This is a genomic window from Rhizobium sp. Nf11,1, assembly GCF_050587665.1.
Classification (GTDB): domain Bacteria; phylum Pseudomonadota; class Alphaproteobacteria; order Rhizobiales; family Rhizobiaceae; genus Rhizobium.
Window position 1 is genome coordinate 82,237 of sequence record NZ_JBOBHU010000008.1, and the last position, 16,921, is coordinate 99,157.

Here is a 16,921-nt window from a genome sequence, read left to right on the forward strand (position 1 = left end):
GTCCTTGCGGCTGCCCGCAAGCTTTTCTCGATTGTGGCTCTCCCGGGGAAACTCGCTTCCCCCATGGCTGCGGCGATCGCCGCGCCCTGATCCGAAAAGCCGGGAAGATGGTTATTGTGCGGCGATTGCCGCGGCCTCTTCGGCGACATGCAGGCCGCATTCGCGCTTCTCGTCCTGCTCCCACCACCAGCGGCCGGCGCGTTCCGGCTCGCCGGGCTTGATCGCCCTCGTGCAGGGCTCGCAGCCGATCGAGGGGTAGCCGCGCGCATGCAGCGGATTGACCGGCACGCCGTTTTCGGAAACGAAGGCCTTGATCGCCTCGATGTCCCAATCGGCCAGCGGATTGACCTTCAGGAGGTGCCGTTCGGCGTCATATTCGGCAAAGGGCGTTTCGGCGCGGTTGGCCGATTGCCCGCGGCGCAGGCCGGTGATCCAGATCGTCGCGCCTTCGAGCGCACGCGCAAGCGGCTTCAGCTTGCGCACGCCGCAACAGGCATGCCTGGCCTCGACGCTGTCGTAGAAACCATTGAGGCCGTATTGCGCAGCATAGGCGTCGATATCGGCCTTCTCAGGCCCGAAGCGCTGGATATGGATGTCGTACTGGGCTTCCGTCTCGGTAATCAGATCAAGCGTCTCGGCAAACAGGCGGCCGGTTTCCAGCGTCGCAATGTCGATCGGCAGGCGGTGCGTGCCGATTTCGGCGGTGATCACCTGGTCCTCGATCCCGAGCGAGGTGGTGAACACCACGCGGCCGCCAAGGCCTGCCACCAGCGACAGACGTCCGGCAAGGTCGAGGCCTGCCAGCTTGTCGTTCAGCGCCTCGGCTTCTGCATTCGGATTGATAACAGTCATGAGAATCCTGTCCTTAGTTGACCGGAGTATCGCAGTTCAAGCCTGGATCGGACAGAAAAAGGGATTTCGAAAGCTGCGGCCACAGGAGCAAATATCTCTCCGAAGCTGCCGCGATGCAGAAAAGCAGCCGCCCGCGGATGGAAATCGGCATTGGCAGCTTGAATGTCTATAAAATTAGTAGAGTTACACGCAGCCTGTCAATCGGAAATCTGAATTGATGCTGAAAAAGGTGCGGGACGCGCTGTTTTAGCATAAATTGCTTGAGCTTGGCCAAGAATGAAAAACAAGGCCGAAGTGCTTGTCTCTCAAGTCTTTCTCCGGCGCGTTCAAATTCCGTTCATGCTGGTTGTGCAATAGAGGCGAAAGTAATCTTGAAGCGGTGCGAAGATTCGCGCTGCCTGTGTGTGTTGACGGTCTGAGATGATTACGCAAAAGGCGAAATATGCTCTGCGGGCGCTGACGGTTCTGGCGGATGCCGATGCCGACGAACCGGTGATGATTTCCGATATCGCTGCGCAGCAGAAGATCCCGAAGAAGTTCCTCGAACAGATCCTGCTAGACCTCAAACATCACGGCATCGTCGTCAGCCGCCGGGGCAAGCAGGGTGGCTATCTCCTGCTCAAGCCCGCCCACACCATCACCTTCGGCGAAATCCTGCGCATCATCGATGGTCCGATCGCCCCGCTGCCGTGCCTGTCGATCACCGCCTATCGCAGGTGCGACGATTGCGACGGCGAACAGAATTGCGAAATCAGACACGTCTTCGCCAAAGTGGCCGACGCCACACGCAAGGTGCTGTTCTCGACTACGATCGCCGATGCCGTCGCCCCGCGGCAAGGCGCCGAAGTCACCCGCCTGCTCGCCTGATCAGCTCTCAGCCGTTTCCCTGGCGCGCCGGGCTCGGATCGCTGCGGCGATGAAGACGCGTGACAGGCCGTGATAGAGCGGCTCGCGCGACAGGATGCGCGAGGTGATGTAGCCGATCATCGATACCGCCATGATCGGAATGACGGCCTGATGGTCGCCGGTCATTTCCAGAATGATGACGAAGGCGGTCATCGGTGCCTGCACCACGCCGGAGAAATATCCGGCCATGCCGAGAATAGCCGCAAGCGCTATGCTGCTGCCCATGATCTGGCCGATCGTGCTGCCGAAGCCGGCGCCGACGGAGAGCGAGGGCGCGAAGATGCCGCCCGGAATCCCCGACATCATCGACAGAAAGCCCGCAAGAAGCTTTTCGAGGAAGAACAGCAGGGGCAGGGGATTGCCCTCGACGGCGCCTTTCGCCTGGTCGTAGCCCGTTCCGAAGGTCATGCCGCCCGAGAGGATGCCGATCGCCGCGACGACAAGCCCGCAGGCCGCTGCCAGCATCACCATCCGCGGCAGCGGCTGCGGATGTGCCCACCGGCGAACCTGCTGTCCGAGATGGAGCGCAAGCCCGCTGAAAGCCGCACCCAGTGCGCCGCCGCCGATGCCGCAGATGGGCACCAGTTCCCAGTCGCCCACCGAGGCCGGGGCGACCGCGGTGGACCCGAAATAATTGTAGCTGCCGGCAAGTCCGAGGGCGGCAAGACCCGAAAGGATGACGGCCGTTAAAACAAGGCCGTTCGCTCGGGACTCATAGGTCCGGCTCATTTCCTCGATGGCGAAGACGATGCCGGCGAGCGGCGTGTTGAAGGCCGCGGCGATGCCGGCCGCCGAACCGGCGAGGATAAGCCCGCGCGCCTGCGCCATGCCACCGAAGCGGGCGACGGCCAGCATGATCGATGCGCCCACCTGCACGGTCGGTCCCTCACGGCCGATCGATGCGCCGCTCGCGAGCCCCAGAACGGTCAGCAGGATCTTGCCGACGACGAGCCGCAGCGACAGCAGCCGCGTGCGGTCCTCCGCATCGCGCAGATGGCGCGCGGCAATCGCCTGCGGAATGCCGCTGCCCTGCGCGTTCGGGAAGAATGTTGCCGCGAGATAGGCCGACAGCATGAAGCCGAGCGGGGTGATGATGAGCGGCAGCAAAAAACCCCATTGGCCGGAGGCGGTTACGCCGGCAAAGCCGCGCTGCGCCAGATCGGCAAGCCTGGCGAAGCCGACGCTGATGATGCCGATCGCGAAGGCGCCGAACCAGAAGATCAGCCGCGGACGCCACAGCGAAAAGGAGCCCCAGAGGACACGGGATCTGCGAAGAAGTCTGGACTTGCGATAGGACACTGGCAGGCCTGGGAATATTGGATAAGGCCTCTTCCTAAACCGGTTTGCTGGAAGGGAACCACCTCTTTCTTCAAGATTTGGTGAAATACCTTTCCTTCCCGCCGGCATGCTCCACCTGCCTGCCCATTCGGGTAGGGAGAACCATCATGCCGATAGTTTCAGTAAAGCGGGTACTAGCCGCGGCAATGCTCTTGGCGGTTTTCGCCACGGGTGCTGCCGCCCATCACGGCTGGTCGTGGGCCGAGGCGGACCAGATCGAGCTGCGCGGCACCATCGAGAAAATATCGATGGGCTGGCCGCATCCGACACTCGATGTCGCTACCGCCGATGACGGTGTCTGGCGCGTCGAACTCGGCAATCCGCGGCAGACGGAACGCTCCGGCTTCGTCGAAGGCGTCGCAAAGCCCGGCGATCAGGTCGTGGCGCTCGGAAACCGTTCCCAGGATCCGAAGGAAAAGCGGATGAAGGCAGTCCGCATCACCATCGGCGAGAAGCGCTACGATATCTATCCCGACCGCATCCGGACGAACTGAGCTGTCGTGATCGACATTCTCGAATGGCTGTCGGCCACGGCACCCGCGGTTGCTCTGAGGCGCTCGGGGACGCTCTATATGATCGTCAATGCCGCTCACATTCTGTCGATCGGCCTCCTGGTCGGCGCCATTCTGCCGCTTGATCTCAGGCTTGCCGGCTGCTTCCGCAAGGTACCCGTCGAAGTCGTCGCGCCGTTTCTCTCCCATTCGGCCGGAGTCGGCCTCGTCCTGGCGATCGCGACCGGCTTCTGCCTCTTCAGCGTGCGGGCGGTCGAATATGCCGTGAACCCCGCCTTTCTCGCCAAGCTCGGGCTGATTGGGCTGGGCCTGCTCAACCTAGTGATGGTTCATTCCGGGCAAGGGTGGAAAACACTCATCGCTACTGGCCTGATACGGTCAAGCCTGCGCTTCTCCGCAGCCCTGTCTATCGCGATCTGGATCGCCGCTGTATTGGCGGGACGGTGGATCGGATTTCTCTGAGACCCAACGACTCGATATCAGCGATCGCTGACCGCCGCCCGCGGGTTGACCCACGGCTCCTGGTTCGAGCGCGCCAGCGGCTGCTTGCCGAGGATATGATCCGCCGCCTTCTCGCCGGTCATAATCGAGGGGCCATTGAGGTTGCCGTAGGTGACGTGCGGGAAGATCGAGCTGTCGGCGACCCTCAGGCCGTCGACGCCGATCACCCGCGTCTGCGGATCGACGACCGCCATCGGATCGTCCTTGGCGCCCATCTTGCAGGTGCCGCAGGGGTGATAGGCGCTTTCCAGATGTTCGCGCAGGAAGGCATCGATTTCATCGTCGCTCTGCACCGCTTCGCCCGGCTGGATTTCCGGGCCGCGATAGGTGTCGAAGGCCTTCTGCCCGAAGATCTCGCGGGTCAGCCGCACGCAGTGGCGGAATTTCTCCCAGTCTTCCTGATGGCTCATATAGTTGAAGCGCAGCACCGGATCGGCCTTGGGGTCGGGCGAGCGCAGCGTCACGCTGCCGCGCGATTTCGACAGATTGTAGCCGACATGCACCTGGAAGCCGTGGCTCTTGGCCGCCGCCTTGCCGTCATAGCTGATCGCCACCGGCAGGAAATGATATTGGATATCGGGCTGCTTCAGCCCGGGTGCCGAGCGCAGGAAGGCGCAGGCCTCGAACTGGTTGGAGGCCCCGAGCCCGCCCTTGGAGAGCAGCCATTGCGCGCCCGCCACGCCCTGCCAGAACCAGGGCAGCCAGGAGTAGAGCGACACCGGCTTGGTGCTCACCTGCTGAAAATAGAATTCCATATGGTCCTGCAGATTGGCGCCGACACCAGGCCGGTCGGCCTTCACCTCGATGCCCATTTCCTTCAGATGCTCGGCCGGTCCGATGCCGGACAGCATCAGAAGCTTCGGCGAATTGAAGGAGGAGGCGGAGATGATCACCTCGCGGTTGGCCTTCACCACCTCTGTCCTGCCGCCGCGTTCGATCTCGACGCCGGTCGCCCGCCCGTTCTCGATGACGATCTTGCTCGCCAGGCCATAGACGATCCTGACATTGTCACGCTTCAGCGCCGGCTTCAGATAGGCGTTGGCGGCAGACCAGCGGCGGCCGGCAAAGATGGTCTGCTCCATCAGCCCGAAGCCTTCCTGCTTGCTGCCGTTATAATCCTCCGTCGTCTCGAAGCCCGCCTGCTTGCCGGCCTCGATGAAAGCCCGGAAGAGCGGATTGGTGAAGCCGCCGCGCTGCACGTGCAGCGGCCCGTCCGTGCCGCGCCAGCCCTCTTCGCCGCCATGCGAATGCTCCATCCGCTTGAAATACGGGAGGACATCGGCATAGGCCCAGCCGCTGGCGCCGAGCTCCTCCCAGCGGTTGAAGTCCTCGGCATGGCCGCGCACATAGACCATGCCGTTGATCGAGGAGGAGCCGCCGATCACCTTGCCGCGCGGCGCAGTGATGCGCCGGTTGTTGAGGTTCGGCTCCGGCTCGGAGAGATAGCCCCAATTATAGCGCTTCATGCTCATCGGCCAGGCAAGCGCTGCCGGCATCTGGATGAACGGCCCGAAATCGCTGCCGCCCGCCTCGATGACGAGGACGCTGTTCCTGCCGTCTTCCGAGAGACGGTAGGCCAGCGCCGAGCCGGCCGAGCCGGAGCCGATGATGACGAAATCTGCTTGTTGCATCTTTTTGTTTTCCTTGAGCTGCCGTGATCCGGCTGCTTCCTGTTTTCTCAGAGCCGGCCCCTCATCCGCCTGCCGGCACCTTCTCCCCGTAAACGGGGCGAAGGGGATATGCCGCACCGGCTTCGCTCAACCTTGACGCTGCGTTTGGCACGTCCCCTCTCCCCGTTCTTACGGGGAGAGGGTTAGGGTGAGGGGCAAGGTCACATATTTCTCAATAAGGCGCCGCCACCGCCCCCATGCTGACGTAAACCGTCTTCAGCTCGGAATAATGCTCCAGCGCCGCCAGCGAATTCTCGCGGCCGAAGCCGGATTGTTTCGAGCCGCCGAAGGGGATTTCCACCGGGCAGAGATTATAGGTGTTGATCCACAGCGTGCCGGCCTCCAGCCGGTCGACGACGCGGTGGGCGCGGGTGAGGTCGGCGGTGAAGACGCCGCCGGAGAGGCCGAATTCGCTGGCATTGGCGCGCGCGATCACCTCGTCCTCATCGTCGAAATTGAGCACCGACATGACCGGCCCGAAGATCTCCTCGCGGGCGATGGTCATATTGTCGGTGACATCGGCAAAGACGGTCGGCTGCACGTAATATCCTTCTCCCGAAACGTTGTTCGGAATGCCGCCGCCGGCAACAAGCGTCGCGCCTTCGGCCTTGCCCTTCTCGATATAGGCGATCACCTTCTCGCGCTGCGCCCAGGAGACCATCGGCCCGACCTGCGTCGCCTCATCAAGCGGGTCGCCGATCAGCATCGCCTCGGTGCGCGCCTTCAGCCGCTTCAGGAATTCGGACTTGATCGCCTTCTGCACGAAGACGCGCGTGCCGTTCGAGCAGACTTGGCCGGTGGAATAGAAATTGCCGAGCATCGCCCCGCCGACCGCCGAATCGAGATCGGCGTCGTCGAAGACGATGAGCGGCGACTTGCCGCCGAGCTCCATCGTCACATGCTTGAGGCTGCCGGCGGCGGCGGCCGCGACCCTGCGGCCCGTCGGCACCGAGCCGGTCAGCGACACCTTGGCGACATCGGGATGGTTGACGAGCAGCGGCCCGGTGTCGCGGTCGCCCTGGATCACGTTGAAGAGCCCCCTTGGCAATCCCGCCTCATGCAGGATCTCGGCGATCTTCAGGGCGCCGAGCGGCGTGTTCTCGGAAGGCTTGAACACCATGGCATTACCGCAGACAAGCGCCGGGGCAGCTTTCCAGCAGGCGATCTGCTGCGGATAGTTCCAGGCGCCGATGCCGACGCAGACGCCGAGGGGCACGCGCTTGGTATAGGCAAAATCCTGCCCGAGCGGGATATGGGCGCCGTTGAGGCCGGCGGGTGCGACGCCGCCAAAGAATTCGAAGGCATCCGCACCCGAGGTCGGGTCGGCCACGATCGTTTCCTGGATTGGCTTGCCGGTATCGAGCGTCTCCAGTTCGGAAAGCTCACGGTTGCGCTCGCGCATGATCTCGGCGGCGCGCTTGAGGATGCGTCCGCGCGCCATCGGGCTCATCGCCGCCCATTCCGGCTGGGCGCGTTTGGCGGCTGCAATCGCCTTTTCGACGATTGCAGGCGTTGCGGCATGCAGCCGGGCGATCACTTCGCCGGTAGCGGGATAGAGGCTCTCGATGACGGTGCCGTCGGTATCCTCGACATATTCGCCGTCGATGAAGTGCGAGGCTTTCGGCTGGGCTTTCATGTCATTTGTCCTTGGGGGAGGTGGTGGATAGAAGCGCGTTCAGATAATCCTCCGTCAGCGCGATCGAGGCTTCGATGCCGATCGGCGCCGATTTCAGACTCTGCCTGATATAGAGCCCGTCGATCATCGCCGCAGCGCCCTCGGCGATGCGTTCTGCGGCGTCGGCCGGCAGCAGCGCCTTGAGATCGGCAAGCAGGTTCGAGCGCAGCCGGCTGGCATAGATCACTAGAAAGCGCCGCGTCTCCTCGGAACGCTGCGCTTCGGCATAAAAGGCAAGCCAGGCGGCAATCGTCTCCGGCGCGAACTGGTCGGCGTGGAAGCTGACGCGGATCACCGCCGAAAGCCGTTCACGCGGCGTCTTCGCTGCCTTGAGTGCTGCCACCGTATCGCTGCGCAACTGTCTCAGCAGCGAGCGGATCGTCTCGATCAGCAATTGCTCCTTGCTGCCGAAATAATGATGGGCGAGGGCAGGCGAGACGCCGGCCTTGCGGGCGATGTCGGACATGGTGACGGCAAGCGAGCCGTGATCGCCGATCACCCGCAGCGCCGCATCGACAAGCGCCTTGCGGCGCACCGGCTCCATTCCAACTTTCGGCAAGACCGCAACCCTTTGAAAACCGCGGCATGGTATTTTTGATTGATTGATCAATCAACAAAAATCTTCGGCGAATTGATTTGGCTCACATCTTTTCCGGAAGAGCTGGGGCAACATATTCAAGTGATCAGGAGGTGTGCTATGACCAGCGTCTTCAACGAAATGCCGGAATCCTCGCTGCGGTCGAAATGGGTATGGTTCCTCGGCCTCGGGGTTCTGCTTCTTATCTGCGGCCTCATCGCCCTCAGCAATTTGCTGATGGCGACCGTCGCCTCGGTTTTTTATGTCGGCATGCTCATGCTGGCCGGCGGCGTCATCTATCTCGTCCACGCTTTTCAGTTGCGCCGCTGGGATCAGGTGCTCTTCTGGGCTTTGAGCGGCGTGCTTTACGTGCTTGCCGGTATCTGCGCCTTCGTCAATCCCATCTTCACCTCGGCCGCCTTGACCCTGTTTCTTGCCATTGCGCTGTTGGTGGCCGGCATATTCCGTCTCTGGGTCGGGATGCGCATGCGACCGCTCAAGGGTTGGCGCTGGATCGCTGCAAGCGGCGTCATGACGGCGCTGGCCGGCTTTGTCATCGCACTGGGCTGGCCGGTCAACAGCCTCTGGATCCTTGGCCTTTTTCTAGCCTTCGACCTGATGGTCCAGGGGTGGACGATGATCGCCGTTGGCCTTGGCTTGCGCAGTTGAACCGCGATGGACCTTTTCTTTTTTGACAAGGGAATGGCGGGGGATTAGACTTTACGGATTAGGACCGTCCGGCATGCCGGATGGTTGTGCGAACGCACCAAGGCGCCGGCTTGAAGCGCCGGGAATGCCGAAAATGGTCATGCGTCCCCCAACGGCAGGGTTCTGCCTGAAGAAAAAAAGGGAGGAAGTTCATGCCGATGGTCACCGTTTCCCTCTCTCCGCAACAGGCAGCGGGCATCCGTGCCGCCGTCGACACGGGTGGTTACGCCTCGAGCAGTGAGGTCGTCCGCGAGGCGCTTCGCCTCTGGGATACCGCCCGCAAGCTCGGCGAAATCAAGGCAGATCTCCTCGATGACGAGAGCGTCGCCTCCGGCGGCAGATGCGTCGCCGACATGTTCGCCGATCACGAGGCGCAGCGCCGTCGCTCCGCCTGAACAAGCGCCTGATTGTGCTCGTGAATTCGAATTCACGCGGGAGCGTGGCGGGGATCCGCGTCTTTCACAAAACTTTCATATTGGCGAAAGGGTTCGTTGATCCTTCTGCGGCAGGTTTCTGAGCAAGAAGAACAAGTCGCAGTGGAGATCGGCCCACAATGAACACTGCAATATCCTTGGCTGGCGCCGTCGAGCCTGGCGTCCTGCGCCGCTATGCGAGCGATCAGATGGTAACTCTTGCCAAGCTCGTGGTCGAGAACGCCTTCCAGCCGATCGTCGAAGCCGGCACCGGTACGGTGTTCGGTTACGAGTCCCTTATGCGCGGCCAGGAACGCATCGGCTACGACACGCCGGCCGACATTCTCGACGAGGCGCATCGGACCGGCCAACTGCTGCAGCTCGAACAGATGGTCGCCAGCCGTGCGCTCGCCAAGTTCGCGACGTTGTCGAATTTCTCCACCTCGACCCTGTTCCTCAATCTCGACGTCCGGTTGATCCCCAATGGCGAGCGCCTGGTCGAAAGCCTGCTGCAACATTTGCGGACAGCCAATATTCCGCCGTCCTCCATCTGTTTCGAATTTTCCGAACGTTTCGACAATACCAGCGTGCCGGAATTCGCCGCCCTGGTTTCCACGCTGCGCAAGGCCGGCTTCAAGCTGGCGATCGACGATTTCGGCGTCGGTCACGGCGAGATGAAACTGCTTTGCGATCATGCCGTGGACTATCTGAAGATCGACCGCCATTTCGTAGCTGAGATCGACCGCAGCCCGCGCAAGCGCCATCTGCTGAAGAGCATCGTCAACATCGCCCACGTGCTCGGAACGCGCGTCATCGCCGAAGGCATCGAGACCGAAGCCGAATTCATCGCCTGCCGCGAATATGGCGTCGACCTCGTCCAGGGCTGGTTCATCTCGCGGCCGACGACGCATATGTCGGAGCTGGCCCCATCCTTTCCGCATCTGCAGGAGCTCGGCAAGAGCAAGCGCGGCAGCCAGTCGCTCGACGAAATCCTCATCCGCAAGCAGATCGAGCTCTTGCCGACGGTCTACGAAAACGACAGCATCGACAGCGTCTTCGAGCTCTTCCGCCGCAATCCGCGCCAGGCCTTCTTTCCCGTCCTCAACGCTAATGACGAGCCGCGCGGCGTTATCCATGAGCATCATCTCAAGGAATATATCTATCAGCCCTTTGGCCGCGACCTCCTGAAGAACAAGATGTACGAGCGCTCGATTTCGCATTTCGTCGAGATGGCGCCGATCGTCGGCCTCGACAGCGATGCCGAGCAGCTGATGGCGATCTTCGCCAATATGGAAGGCAGCGATTGCCTGATCCTGACCGACAATATGCGTTATGCCGGCGTCGTTTCCGCCGCTTCGCTGATCAAGGTCATCAACGAGAAGCAACTTAAGACCGCCCAGGACCAGAACCCGCTGACCGGCCTACCGGGCAACCACGCCATCCGCGATTTCATGCGCCAGTCCGGCCGCGACGGCGATGAGGTCCGGCATTTCTGCTATTGCGACTTCGACAATTTCAAGCCTTTCAACGATGCTTACGGCTTCCATCTCGGTGACCACGCGATCTCGCTGTTTGCCGCGCTGATGCGCCGCTATTTCTTCGCCGAGCGCCATTTCCTCGGCCATGTCGGCGGCGACGATTTCTTCATCGGCGTCGTCGGCTGGACCAAGGAGGAGCTGACCGAGATCCTCGACCGGCTGATCAGCGATTTCCACGACGACGTGCTCGATCTTTATTCCGACGAGCACCGCGCCGCCGGCCGTATCCTCGGCCACGACCGCACCGGCACCGAGGCTCTGTTCCCGCTGATGCGCTGCTCGATTGGCGTTCTCGATCTGCCGGAAGGCCTCGTCATCGACGATATCAACCGAGTCAGCGCCGAAATTGCCGTCATCAAGTCGGCCGCCAAGGAGAGCGAGGAGGGTCTCGCCTTCCATTTCCTGGGCGAGGCGAATTGACGCCCTTGCCGCTTCTAGCCTTCCCAAGCCGGCCGGGCTGATCTATTCCGAACCTCCGGGATCAGGAGGGCCGCGCCATGTCACTGCCTCAGGAAATGCGTTTCGTCGATCTCAAGTCCTTCGGCGGGCCTGATGTGATGGTGATCGGCAAGCGTCCGCTGCCGAAGGCCGGCGAAGGCGAGGTCCTCGTGCGCGCCGAGGCGATCGGCGTCAACCGTCCCGATATTGCCCAGCGTCAGGGCAGCTATCCTCCACCCAAGGATGCGAGCCCGATTCTGGGGCTGGAGCTGGCAGGCGAAATCGTCGCCGTCGGCCCGGGTGTCGTAGGCCACGCGGTCGGCGACAAGGTCTGCGGGCTTGCCAATGGCGGCGCCTATGCCGAATATTGCCTGCTGCCGGCAGGGCAGGTTCTGCCCTTTCCCAAGGGCTATGATGCGGTCAAGGCCGCGGCCCTTCCCGAGACCTTCTTCACTGTCTGGGCCAATCTCTTCCAGATGGCCGGGCTGACCGAAGGCGAAAGCGTGCTGATCCATGGCGGCACGAGCGGTATCGGCACGACGGCGATCCAGCTCGCCCGCGCCTTCGGCGCCGAGGTCTACGCCACGGCAGGCTCAAAGGAAAAATGCGAGGCCTGCGAAAGGCTCGGCGCCAAACGCGCCATCAACTACAGGGACGAGGATTTCGCCGCGGTGATCAAGGCCGAGACTGGTCACGGCGTCGATGTCATCCTTGATATGATCGGCGCCGCCTATTTCGAGCGCAACATCGCCTCGCTTGCAAAGGACGGCTGCCTGTCGATCATCGCCTTCCTGGGCGGGGCCGTCGCCGAAAAGGTCAATCTCTCGCCGATCATGGTCAAGCGTCTGACGGTCACCGGCTCCACCATGCGCCCGCGCACGGCCGAGGAAAAACGAGCCATTCGCGACGATCTGCTCTCGGAGGTCTGGCCGCTGCTCGAAGCAGGCACCATCGCCCCCGTCGTTCAGAAGGTCTTCGCCTTCGAAGACGTCGTTGAGGCGCACCGGCTGCTGGAAGAGGGCAGCCATGTCGGCAAGATCATGCTGCGCGTCGGCCGAGCGTTATAGATACGCCGACCGCCAAAACGCCGGGCAGCGCCATCAGCAGATAAAGCCAGTGCGCCGCCGACAGCGCGCCTGATATGCCGCCCGGATCGACGAGGCCGGCGCCATTGGCGATGACGCCCGCGAAGGCCGCGCCGAAGGCGCCGCCAAGCGAGCTCATCGTCGGGATTGCCGCTGATGCCTTGTCCTGTTCGTTGCTGGCGACGAGCTTCAGCACCATGGCGACCAAATGCGCCCAGCCGAGACCGATGCCGAAGCCCATCATGAACATGGCGGCCGCCGCCGGCAGGATGAGCGGCAAATGCCCCTGCGGATTGTCCTTGGCGAGAAACAGAACCAGCGAAGCGGTCGCCGCCGTCTCGATCAGCGCGCCGGCAATGATCGCCAGATAAGCTTGTCGGCCGCTCAACGAACTGCTGAGGAAGGCGGCGAAGGTCCAGCCGAGGGCGACCAGCGCCACCAGATAACCCGAGATCAGCGGCGTTACTCCATGCAGCACCTGCAGAAAATAAGGAATGAAGACGTCGCTGACAAGCACGACGGTCATGACGAGCATCGCCAGATAGACGCGGCAAATCGGCCGGGAAAGGTTGACGGCGCCGGACGGCAGCAGCCGGTTGCGGCTTCGGCCCTCGATAACGAGCATGGCAGAGACCGCGACGACCGAGGCGATGATCAGTACGGCCTTGACGGCTGTCACGTCGATCGCGCCGGCCGTGCTGACCATCAGCACGGCGGTAAGCAGCAGCCCGATCTGCAGGACCGGTGTTCCCGCCTGTTCGCGTTCGTCCCTGACCTCGGGCAAAAGCCGCGGCGCCAGCGCCGCCATCGCAAGACCGAGCGGCACGAGCACGACGAAGGCGTAGCGCCAATTGCTGCCTGAGGAAAAGAAGCCGCCGAGCGTCGGCCCGATGACGGTCGCCACACCCCAGATCGCCGCATAGAGTGTCGAGGCTTTCGGCCATAATGGTTCCGGATAGACGTAGCGGATGAAGGCATAGCCGAGGGCCGCCAGCGCTCCAGTGCCCAGGCCCTGGGCAACGCGGCCGATCAGCACCACCGGCATCGAGGGACCGATTGCCGCGACTATGCTGCCGACGCCGAAGATCAGCGCCGCGATCACATAGACCACACGGAGCCCGATTCCCCGGGGGCGCATGGCGACGAAGATCGAACCGAGAATGGCGGCCGCCACGAACAAGCTCGTCACCCAGGAAATCAGGGCAAGGCCGCCGATATCGCGCACGATCGAGGGGGTGATGGTGGCGGTGATATAACTCTCGACCGCGTAAAGCGTCACGCCGCTGGCAAGCATGAAGGTCGCCGGCAGGTGTTCCGGCAGGAACAGGCGGAAGACGGAACTGGCATTCGGAATGGCAATGGTCTGGTCGATATCGGACATGGGAGGCTCCCAATGTTTTTGCTGGCGGGCAATTATTTTCCAAGATATAAATTGGAAAATTACACGTCGCTCCAATTAAAACAAGGCTTCGCTTGGAAAATATGCGTCAGTCCCCGGCCAACCGAATTCTGATCTTGCTCAAGACCGACGGCCCGCAGCTTGGCTCGGCGATCGGCGATGCGCTTGGCATTTCCGGCGAGGCGGCCCGCCAGCAGCTGGCGAAGATGGCAGAGGAGGGGCTGGTGGAGCCGGTCACTGTTGCCGCTGCCGGCAGGGGCAGGCCGCGTCAGCTCTGGCATCTGACGGCGGCCGGCAATCGCCGCTTCCCCGACGGCCATGCCGAACTGACGGCCGCTCTCCTCGGTACCCTCGTCGATCAGCTTGGAGCGGGAGCGCTCGACACCGTCATCTCCGCCCGCGAGGCCGAGACCCTGAAGCGCTATCGCCACGAGCTCGAAAACGCCGGCGACCTGGCCGCGCGTGTCGAGGGCCTGGCTGCGATCCGCACCCGCGAGGGTTATATGGCCGACAGCTGGCAGGAGGCGGACGGCTCCTTCATGCTGGTTGAAAATCACTGTCCGATCTGCGCGGCGGCCACCGCCTGCGCCGGCTTCTGCCGCTCCGAACTCGAAACGTTCCGCGCTGTCCTCAGCGCCGACGTCGAGCGCAGCGAACATATCCTCACCGGCGCCCGCCGCTGCGCCTACCGCATCACGACGCGGTAAGCCTTGGCGATTGAAGCGGGCGTGTGCCCTGCGCCGCACTCAGGCCGGCTGCCGCGCCTGCCGCCTGCTGCTTTCCAGATGGAGCAACGCTCCGATCGCCGCGAGACCCGCGCCGGCGCCGACGAAGGCGGTGCCGGAATAATCGGTGAGCGATGTGCCGAATGCGAAGAGCCCGGCGGCGATGCCGGTGCCGATGAAGGTATTGAGCGAGAGCAGCGAGGTTCCGAGCCCCGGCCGGTCGGCGATCAGGTCCTGCAGATAGGTGATCGGCACGCTGAGGATTGCCGCCGCGCCGCAGGCATTGACGAGCAGCAGCGCATAGATGTGCCAGGGCGCGGAAGCAAATCCGAGCAGCAGCAGGTAGGCGCAGTAGATCAGCGCGCCGAAGGCCAGCACATGCGCGGTGCGGAAGCGCCGCTGCGCTAGGCCCCACATCATCATGAACGGCATTTCGAGAAGCGCCGTCAGCCCGGCGATGAAACCGACATCGGCGACGTTTCCGCCCGCCGCACGTGTGATGATCAGCGGCAGAAGCATGCCGTTCAGCCGCTGCAACGCGAAGAGCAGCGACATGATGACGACGCGGATCAGCACGTTCGGCATGAAGATCCGTTTCAGCGAAGCGAGGAAACCCACCGGATCGGCAGCAGGGCCGGCGCTGCCGTTGCCGGGGGCGAAGAAGAAATACAGGCAGAAGCAGGTGCAACTGGCGAGTGCCGCGATGCCATAGGCCGGCGTCATCGATGGCGAATTGACGAGATAAAGGCCGATCAGCCCCGGCGCCAGCGCCCAAGAGCCGGAAAACAGCGCCCGCACCGTCGCCGTCACCGCCGCGCCCTCGCCACGCTCCATCTGGTTGGTCCTGGCGCGCAGGCTGGCGAAGAGCAGCGAATAGGTGGAGCCGCTCATCGGCACCAGCAGCAGCGTCGAAAAGATAAAGATTGCCGGGCTGTGAATGATCGCGATCGACCCGAAGCCGAGCATGCCGGCGACCGAAAGCCCCAGCACCAGCGGCCGGCGCTCCTTCAGCCTGTCCGACCAGATGCCGAGCGTCAGACTCGTCGCAACGTTGACGATCGCCGAGAAGAACACCAGCGCCGAATAGGCGCCGTTGCTTAAGCCCAGTTCGTTGATCCCGATGATCGACTGGTAAGGCACGGTCGAGGCATAGGTAAAGGCAAGCGCGACGAGCGTTACGGCGGGAATGCGGATCCTGTTGTCGCGCAGGATGAGGGAAAAGCTGGATGACATGGGGGCGGTTCCTGATGCACCACTCTTAGCCGCAACAGACACATCAGAGAAACGATAGTTTTCGATCGCTTGCGTCAGTTTCTGTGATGGGTGTTGGATGAGGTGATGGCCGACCGACCGGCCTGCCTGGTCGAGCCCGGCTGGATCCGGGCTGAAGGGCCTGGGATGACGGAGGAGGCACCAAACTCACGGCCGTCGCCGGATTGTGGTGCCATCTGAACCCCGTTGGCTTTCGCGCTCCGACGCGTTATGCCTGCCGCATCCCGCCAGCATTCGGATGAGAGCCCATGACCAATCCCGTCACCGTCGAAGTCACCCGCGGCCTGCTCGTCGAAAGCCGTCATCGTGGCGCGGTGGCGGTCGTCGATGGCGACGGCAAGCTTGTCTTTTCGCTCGGCGACATCGACGCCGCCGTCTTCCCACGCTCGGCCTGCAAGGCGATGCAGGCGCTGCCGCTTGTCGAGAGCGGTGCGGCCGATGCCTATGGCTTCAGTGATAAGGAGCTGGCGCTCGCCTGCTCCTCGCATAATGGCGAGGACGAACATGTGGCGCTTGCCGCCTCGATGCTGTCGCGTGCCGGCCGCAATGCCGAAGCGCTGGAATGCGGCGCCCACTGGTCGATGAACCAGAAAGTCCTGATCCATCAGGCCCGCACGCTCGGCGCACCGACGGCGCTGCACAACAATTGCTCGGGGAAGCACGCCGGTTTCATCTGCGCCTGCTGCCACCGCGATATCGACCCAAAAGGTTATGTCGGCTACGAGCACCCGCTGCAGGTCGAGATCCGAGCAGTGATGGAAAGCCTGACTGGAGCCGTGCTCGGCGCCGAGAGCTGCGGCACCGACGGCTGCTCCATCCCGACCTACGCCGTGCCTTTGCGCAGCTTGGCCCACGGCTTTGCGAAGATGGCGACCGGGATCGGCCTGGAACCCTTACGCGCCAAAGCATCCCGGCGTCTGATCGAGGCCTGCATGGCCGAGCCCTTCTATGTCGCCGGCTCCGGCCGCGCCTGCACCAAGCTGATGCAGGTCGCCCCCGGCCGCATCTTCGTCAAGACGGGGGCCGAGGGCGTCTTCTGCGCCGCCATCCCGGAAAAGGGCATCGCCATGGCGCTCAAATGCGAGGATGGCGCCACCCGCGCCGCCGAAGCCATGGTGGCGGCCACACTCGCCCGCTTCTTCGAGACTGAAGAGACGGTGCATGCAGCCTTGAGGGCCTTTTCCGCGATGCCGATGCGCAACTGGAACGGCATCCATGTCGGCGATATCAGAGCGACCTCTGTCTTCTCGGCATGATGCCGAAAACTGTGCGCGGTTTTCGCACGATCTTGTGCCCTGACTTTTTAGCGAAT

Annotated in this window: 14 protein-coding genes and 2 pseudogenes; 9 read left to right on the forward strand and 7 right to left on the reverse strand. The window is 62.9% G+C overall.

Annotated elements, in window-relative coordinates; all coding sequences use genetic code 11:
• Positions 1-111: 111 nt before the first annotated feature.
• The gene (locus tag ACQ7C1_RS14050) at positions 112-852 is read right to left on the reverse strand and encodes a phosphoadenylyl-sulfate reductase (protein WP_430958701.1); all 741 of its coding nucleotides are present in this window, start codon (positions 850-852) and stop codon (positions 112-114) included.
• Positions 853-1,272: 420 nt separating this feature from the next.
• Between ACQ7C1_RS14050 and ACQ7C1_RS14055 the strand changes: the two genes are divergently transcribed.
• Positions 1,273-1,719: an RrF2 family transcriptional regulator gene (locus ACQ7C1_RS14055; RefSeq protein ID WP_430958702.1), complete on the forward strand. Its 447-nt coding sequence runs from the start codon at positions 1,273-1,275 to the stop codon at positions 1,717-1,719.
• Here ACQ7C1_RS14055 and ACQ7C1_RS14060 read toward each other — a convergent pair whose 3' ends face one another.
• The gene (locus tag ACQ7C1_RS14060; RefSeq protein ID WP_430958809.1) at positions 1,720-3,063 is read right to left on the reverse strand and encodes a chloride channel protein; all 1,344 of its coding nucleotides are present in this window, start codon (positions 3,061-3,063) and stop codon (positions 1,720-1,722) included.
• A 140-nt stretch (positions 3,064-3,203) separates the two neighbouring features.
• Here ACQ7C1_RS14060 and ACQ7C1_RS14065 point away from each other — a divergent pair, with 140 nt between their 5' ends.
• Together ACQ7C1_RS14065 and ACQ7C1_RS14070 are read left to right on the forward strand one after the other, a co-directional pair.
• The gene (locus tag ACQ7C1_RS14065) at positions 3,204-3,590 is read left to right on the forward strand and encodes a DUF6152 family protein (RefSeq protein WP_430958703.1); all 387 of its coding nucleotides are present in this window, start codon (positions 3,204-3,206) and stop codon (positions 3,588-3,590) included.
• A gap of 6 nt (positions 3,591-3,596) precedes the next feature.
• A complete protein-coding gene (locus ACQ7C1_RS14070) occupies positions 3,597-4,070 on the forward strand; it encodes a DUF6644 family protein (protein ID WP_221114584.1) in 474 nt (157 codons plus the stop codon).
• 17 nt (positions 4,071-4,087) lie between these two features.
• Here the strand turns inward: ACQ7C1_RS14070 and betA are convergent, their stop codons facing one another.
• The 3 genes from betA to betI form a co-directional block, all read right to left on the reverse strand.
• Positions 4,088-5,740 carry a choline dehydrogenase gene (betA, locus tag ACQ7C1_RS14075; RefSeq protein ID WP_430958704.1) on the reverse strand — a complete coding sequence of 551 codons (1,653 nt, stop codon included), beginning with the start codon at positions 5,738-5,740 and terminating at the stop codon, positions 4,088-4,090.
• A 211-nt stretch (positions 5,741-5,951) separates the two neighbouring features.
• Positions 5,952-7,415 carry a betaine-aldehyde dehydrogenase gene (gene betB, locus ACQ7C1_RS14080; RefSeq protein ID WP_430958705.1) on the reverse strand — a complete coding sequence of 488 codons (1,464 nt, stop codon included), beginning with the start codon at positions 7,413-7,415 and terminating at the stop codon, positions 5,952-5,954.
• 1 nt (position 7,416) lies between these two features.
• Positions 7,417-8,013 (reverse strand): transcriptional regulator BetI, encoded by a 597-nt coding sequence (gene betI / locus ACQ7C1_RS14085; protein ID WP_430958706.1) that lies wholly within the window; start codon positions 8,011-8,013, stop codon positions 7,417-7,419.
• 138 nt (positions 8,014-8,151) lie between these two features.
• Here betI and ACQ7C1_RS14090 point away from each other — a divergent pair, with 138 nt between their 5' ends.
• The 4 genes and pseudogenes from ACQ7C1_RS14090 to ACQ7C1_RS14105 all read left to right on the forward strand — a co-directional run bounded on the left by ACQ7C1_RS14090 (position 8,152) and on the right by ACQ7C1_RS14105 (position 12,195).
• Positions 8,152-8,700 carry an HdeD family acid-resistance protein gene (locus ACQ7C1_RS14090; RefSeq protein WP_085777365.1) on the forward strand — a complete coding sequence of 183 codons (549 nt, stop codon included), beginning with the start codon at positions 8,152-8,154 and terminating at the stop codon, positions 8,698-8,700.
• A gap of 191 nt (positions 8,701-8,891) precedes the next feature.
• Positions 8,892-9,134: a ribbon-helix-helix domain-containing protein gene (locus ACQ7C1_RS14095; protein WP_064801122.1), complete on the forward strand. Its 243-nt coding sequence runs from the start codon at positions 8,892-8,894 to the stop codon at positions 9,132-9,134.
• 77 nt (positions 9,135-9,211) lie between these two features.
• Positions 9,212-11,110: pseudogene (locus ACQ7C1_RS14100) on the forward strand (GGDEF domain-containing protein).
• A gap of 77 nt (positions 11,111-11,187) precedes the next feature.
• Entirely contained in the window at positions 11,188-12,195 is a 1,008-nt protein-coding gene (locus ACQ7C1_RS14105; protein ID WP_430958707.1) for an NAD(P)H-quinone oxidoreductase, read from the forward strand.
• Here the strand turns inward: ACQ7C1_RS14105 and ACQ7C1_RS14110 are convergent.
• A complete protein-coding gene (locus tag ACQ7C1_RS14110; protein WP_430958708.1) occupies positions 12,167-13,594 on the reverse strand; it encodes an MFS transporter in 1,428 nt (475 codons plus the stop codon). The two genes, ACQ7C1_RS14105 and ACQ7C1_RS14110, sit on opposite strands and share 29 nt — an antisense overlap.
• Positions 13,595-13,695: 101 nt before the next feature.
• On the opposite strand from ACQ7C1_RS14110, the gene ACQ7C1_RS14115 reads away from it, so the two are divergent.
• Positions 13,696-14,319 (forward strand): helix-turn-helix transcriptional regulator, encoded by a 624-nt coding sequence (locus ACQ7C1_RS14115; protein ID WP_430958709.1) that lies wholly within the window; start codon positions 13,696-13,698, stop codon positions 14,317-14,319.
• A gap of 39 nt (positions 14,320-14,358) precedes the next feature.
• Here the strand turns inward: ACQ7C1_RS14115 and ACQ7C1_RS14120 are convergent.
• A pseudogene (locus ACQ7C1_RS14120) lies at positions 14,359-15,687 on the reverse strand (hypothetical protein); the annotation flags it as partial.
• Positions 15,688-15,857: 170 nt separating this feature from the next.
• On the opposite strand from ACQ7C1_RS14120, the gene ACQ7C1_RS14125 reads away from it, so the two are divergent.
• Positions 15,858-16,865: an asparaginase gene (locus ACQ7C1_RS14125; RefSeq protein WP_430958710.1), complete on the forward strand. Its 1,008-nt coding sequence runs from the start codon at positions 15,858-15,860 to the stop codon at positions 16,863-16,865.
• The last annotated feature ends 56 nt before the right edge of the window (positions 16,866-16,921 follow it).

Excerpts from the sequence above, each read along its gene's own strand:
- ACQ7C1_RS14090 (WP_085777365.1), top strand. The coding sequence starts at position 8,152 with ATGACCAGCGTCTTCAACGAAATGCCGGAATCCTCGCTGCGGTCGAAA.
- ACQ7C1_RS14115 (WP_430958709.1), top strand. The coding sequence starts at position 13,696 with ATGCGTCAGTCCCCGGCCAACCGAATTCTGATCTTGCTCAAGACCGAC.
- ACQ7C1_RS14095 (WP_064801122.1), top strand. The coding sequence starts at position 8,892 with ATGCCGATGGTCACCGTTTCCCTCTCTCCGCAACAGGCAGCGGGCATC.
- ACQ7C1_RS14125 (WP_430958710.1), top strand. The coding sequence starts at position 15,858 with ATGACCAATCCCGTCACCGTCGAAGTCACCCGCGGCCTGCTCGTCGAA.
- ACQ7C1_RS14110 (WP_430958708.1), bottom strand. The coding sequence starts at position 13,594 with ATGTCCGATATCGACCAGACCATTGCCATTCCGAATGCCAGTTCCGTC.
- ACQ7C1_RS14065 (WP_430958703.1), top strand. The coding sequence starts at position 3,204 with ATGCCGATAGTTTCAGTAAAGCGGGTACTAGCCGCGGCAATGCTCTTG.
- ACQ7C1_RS14055 (WP_430958702.1), top strand. The coding sequence starts at position 1,273 with ATGATTACGCAAAAGGCGAAATATGCTCTGCGGGCGCTGACGGTTCTG.
- ACQ7C1_RS14050 (WP_430958701.1), bottom strand. The coding sequence starts at position 852 with ATGACTGTTATCAATCCGAATGCAGAAGCCGAGGCGCTGAACGACAAG.
- betA (WP_430958704.1), bottom strand. The coding sequence starts at position 5,740 with ATGCAACAAGCAGATTTCGTCATCATCGGCTCCGGCTCGGCCGGCTCG.
- betB (WP_430958705.1), bottom strand. The coding sequence starts at position 7,415 with ATGAAAGCCCAGCCGAAAGCCTCGCACTTCATCGACGGCGAATATGTC.
- ACQ7C1_RS14105 (WP_430958707.1), top strand. The coding sequence starts at position 11,188 with ATGTCACTGCCTCAGGAAATGCGTTTCGTCGATCTCAAGTCCTTCGGC.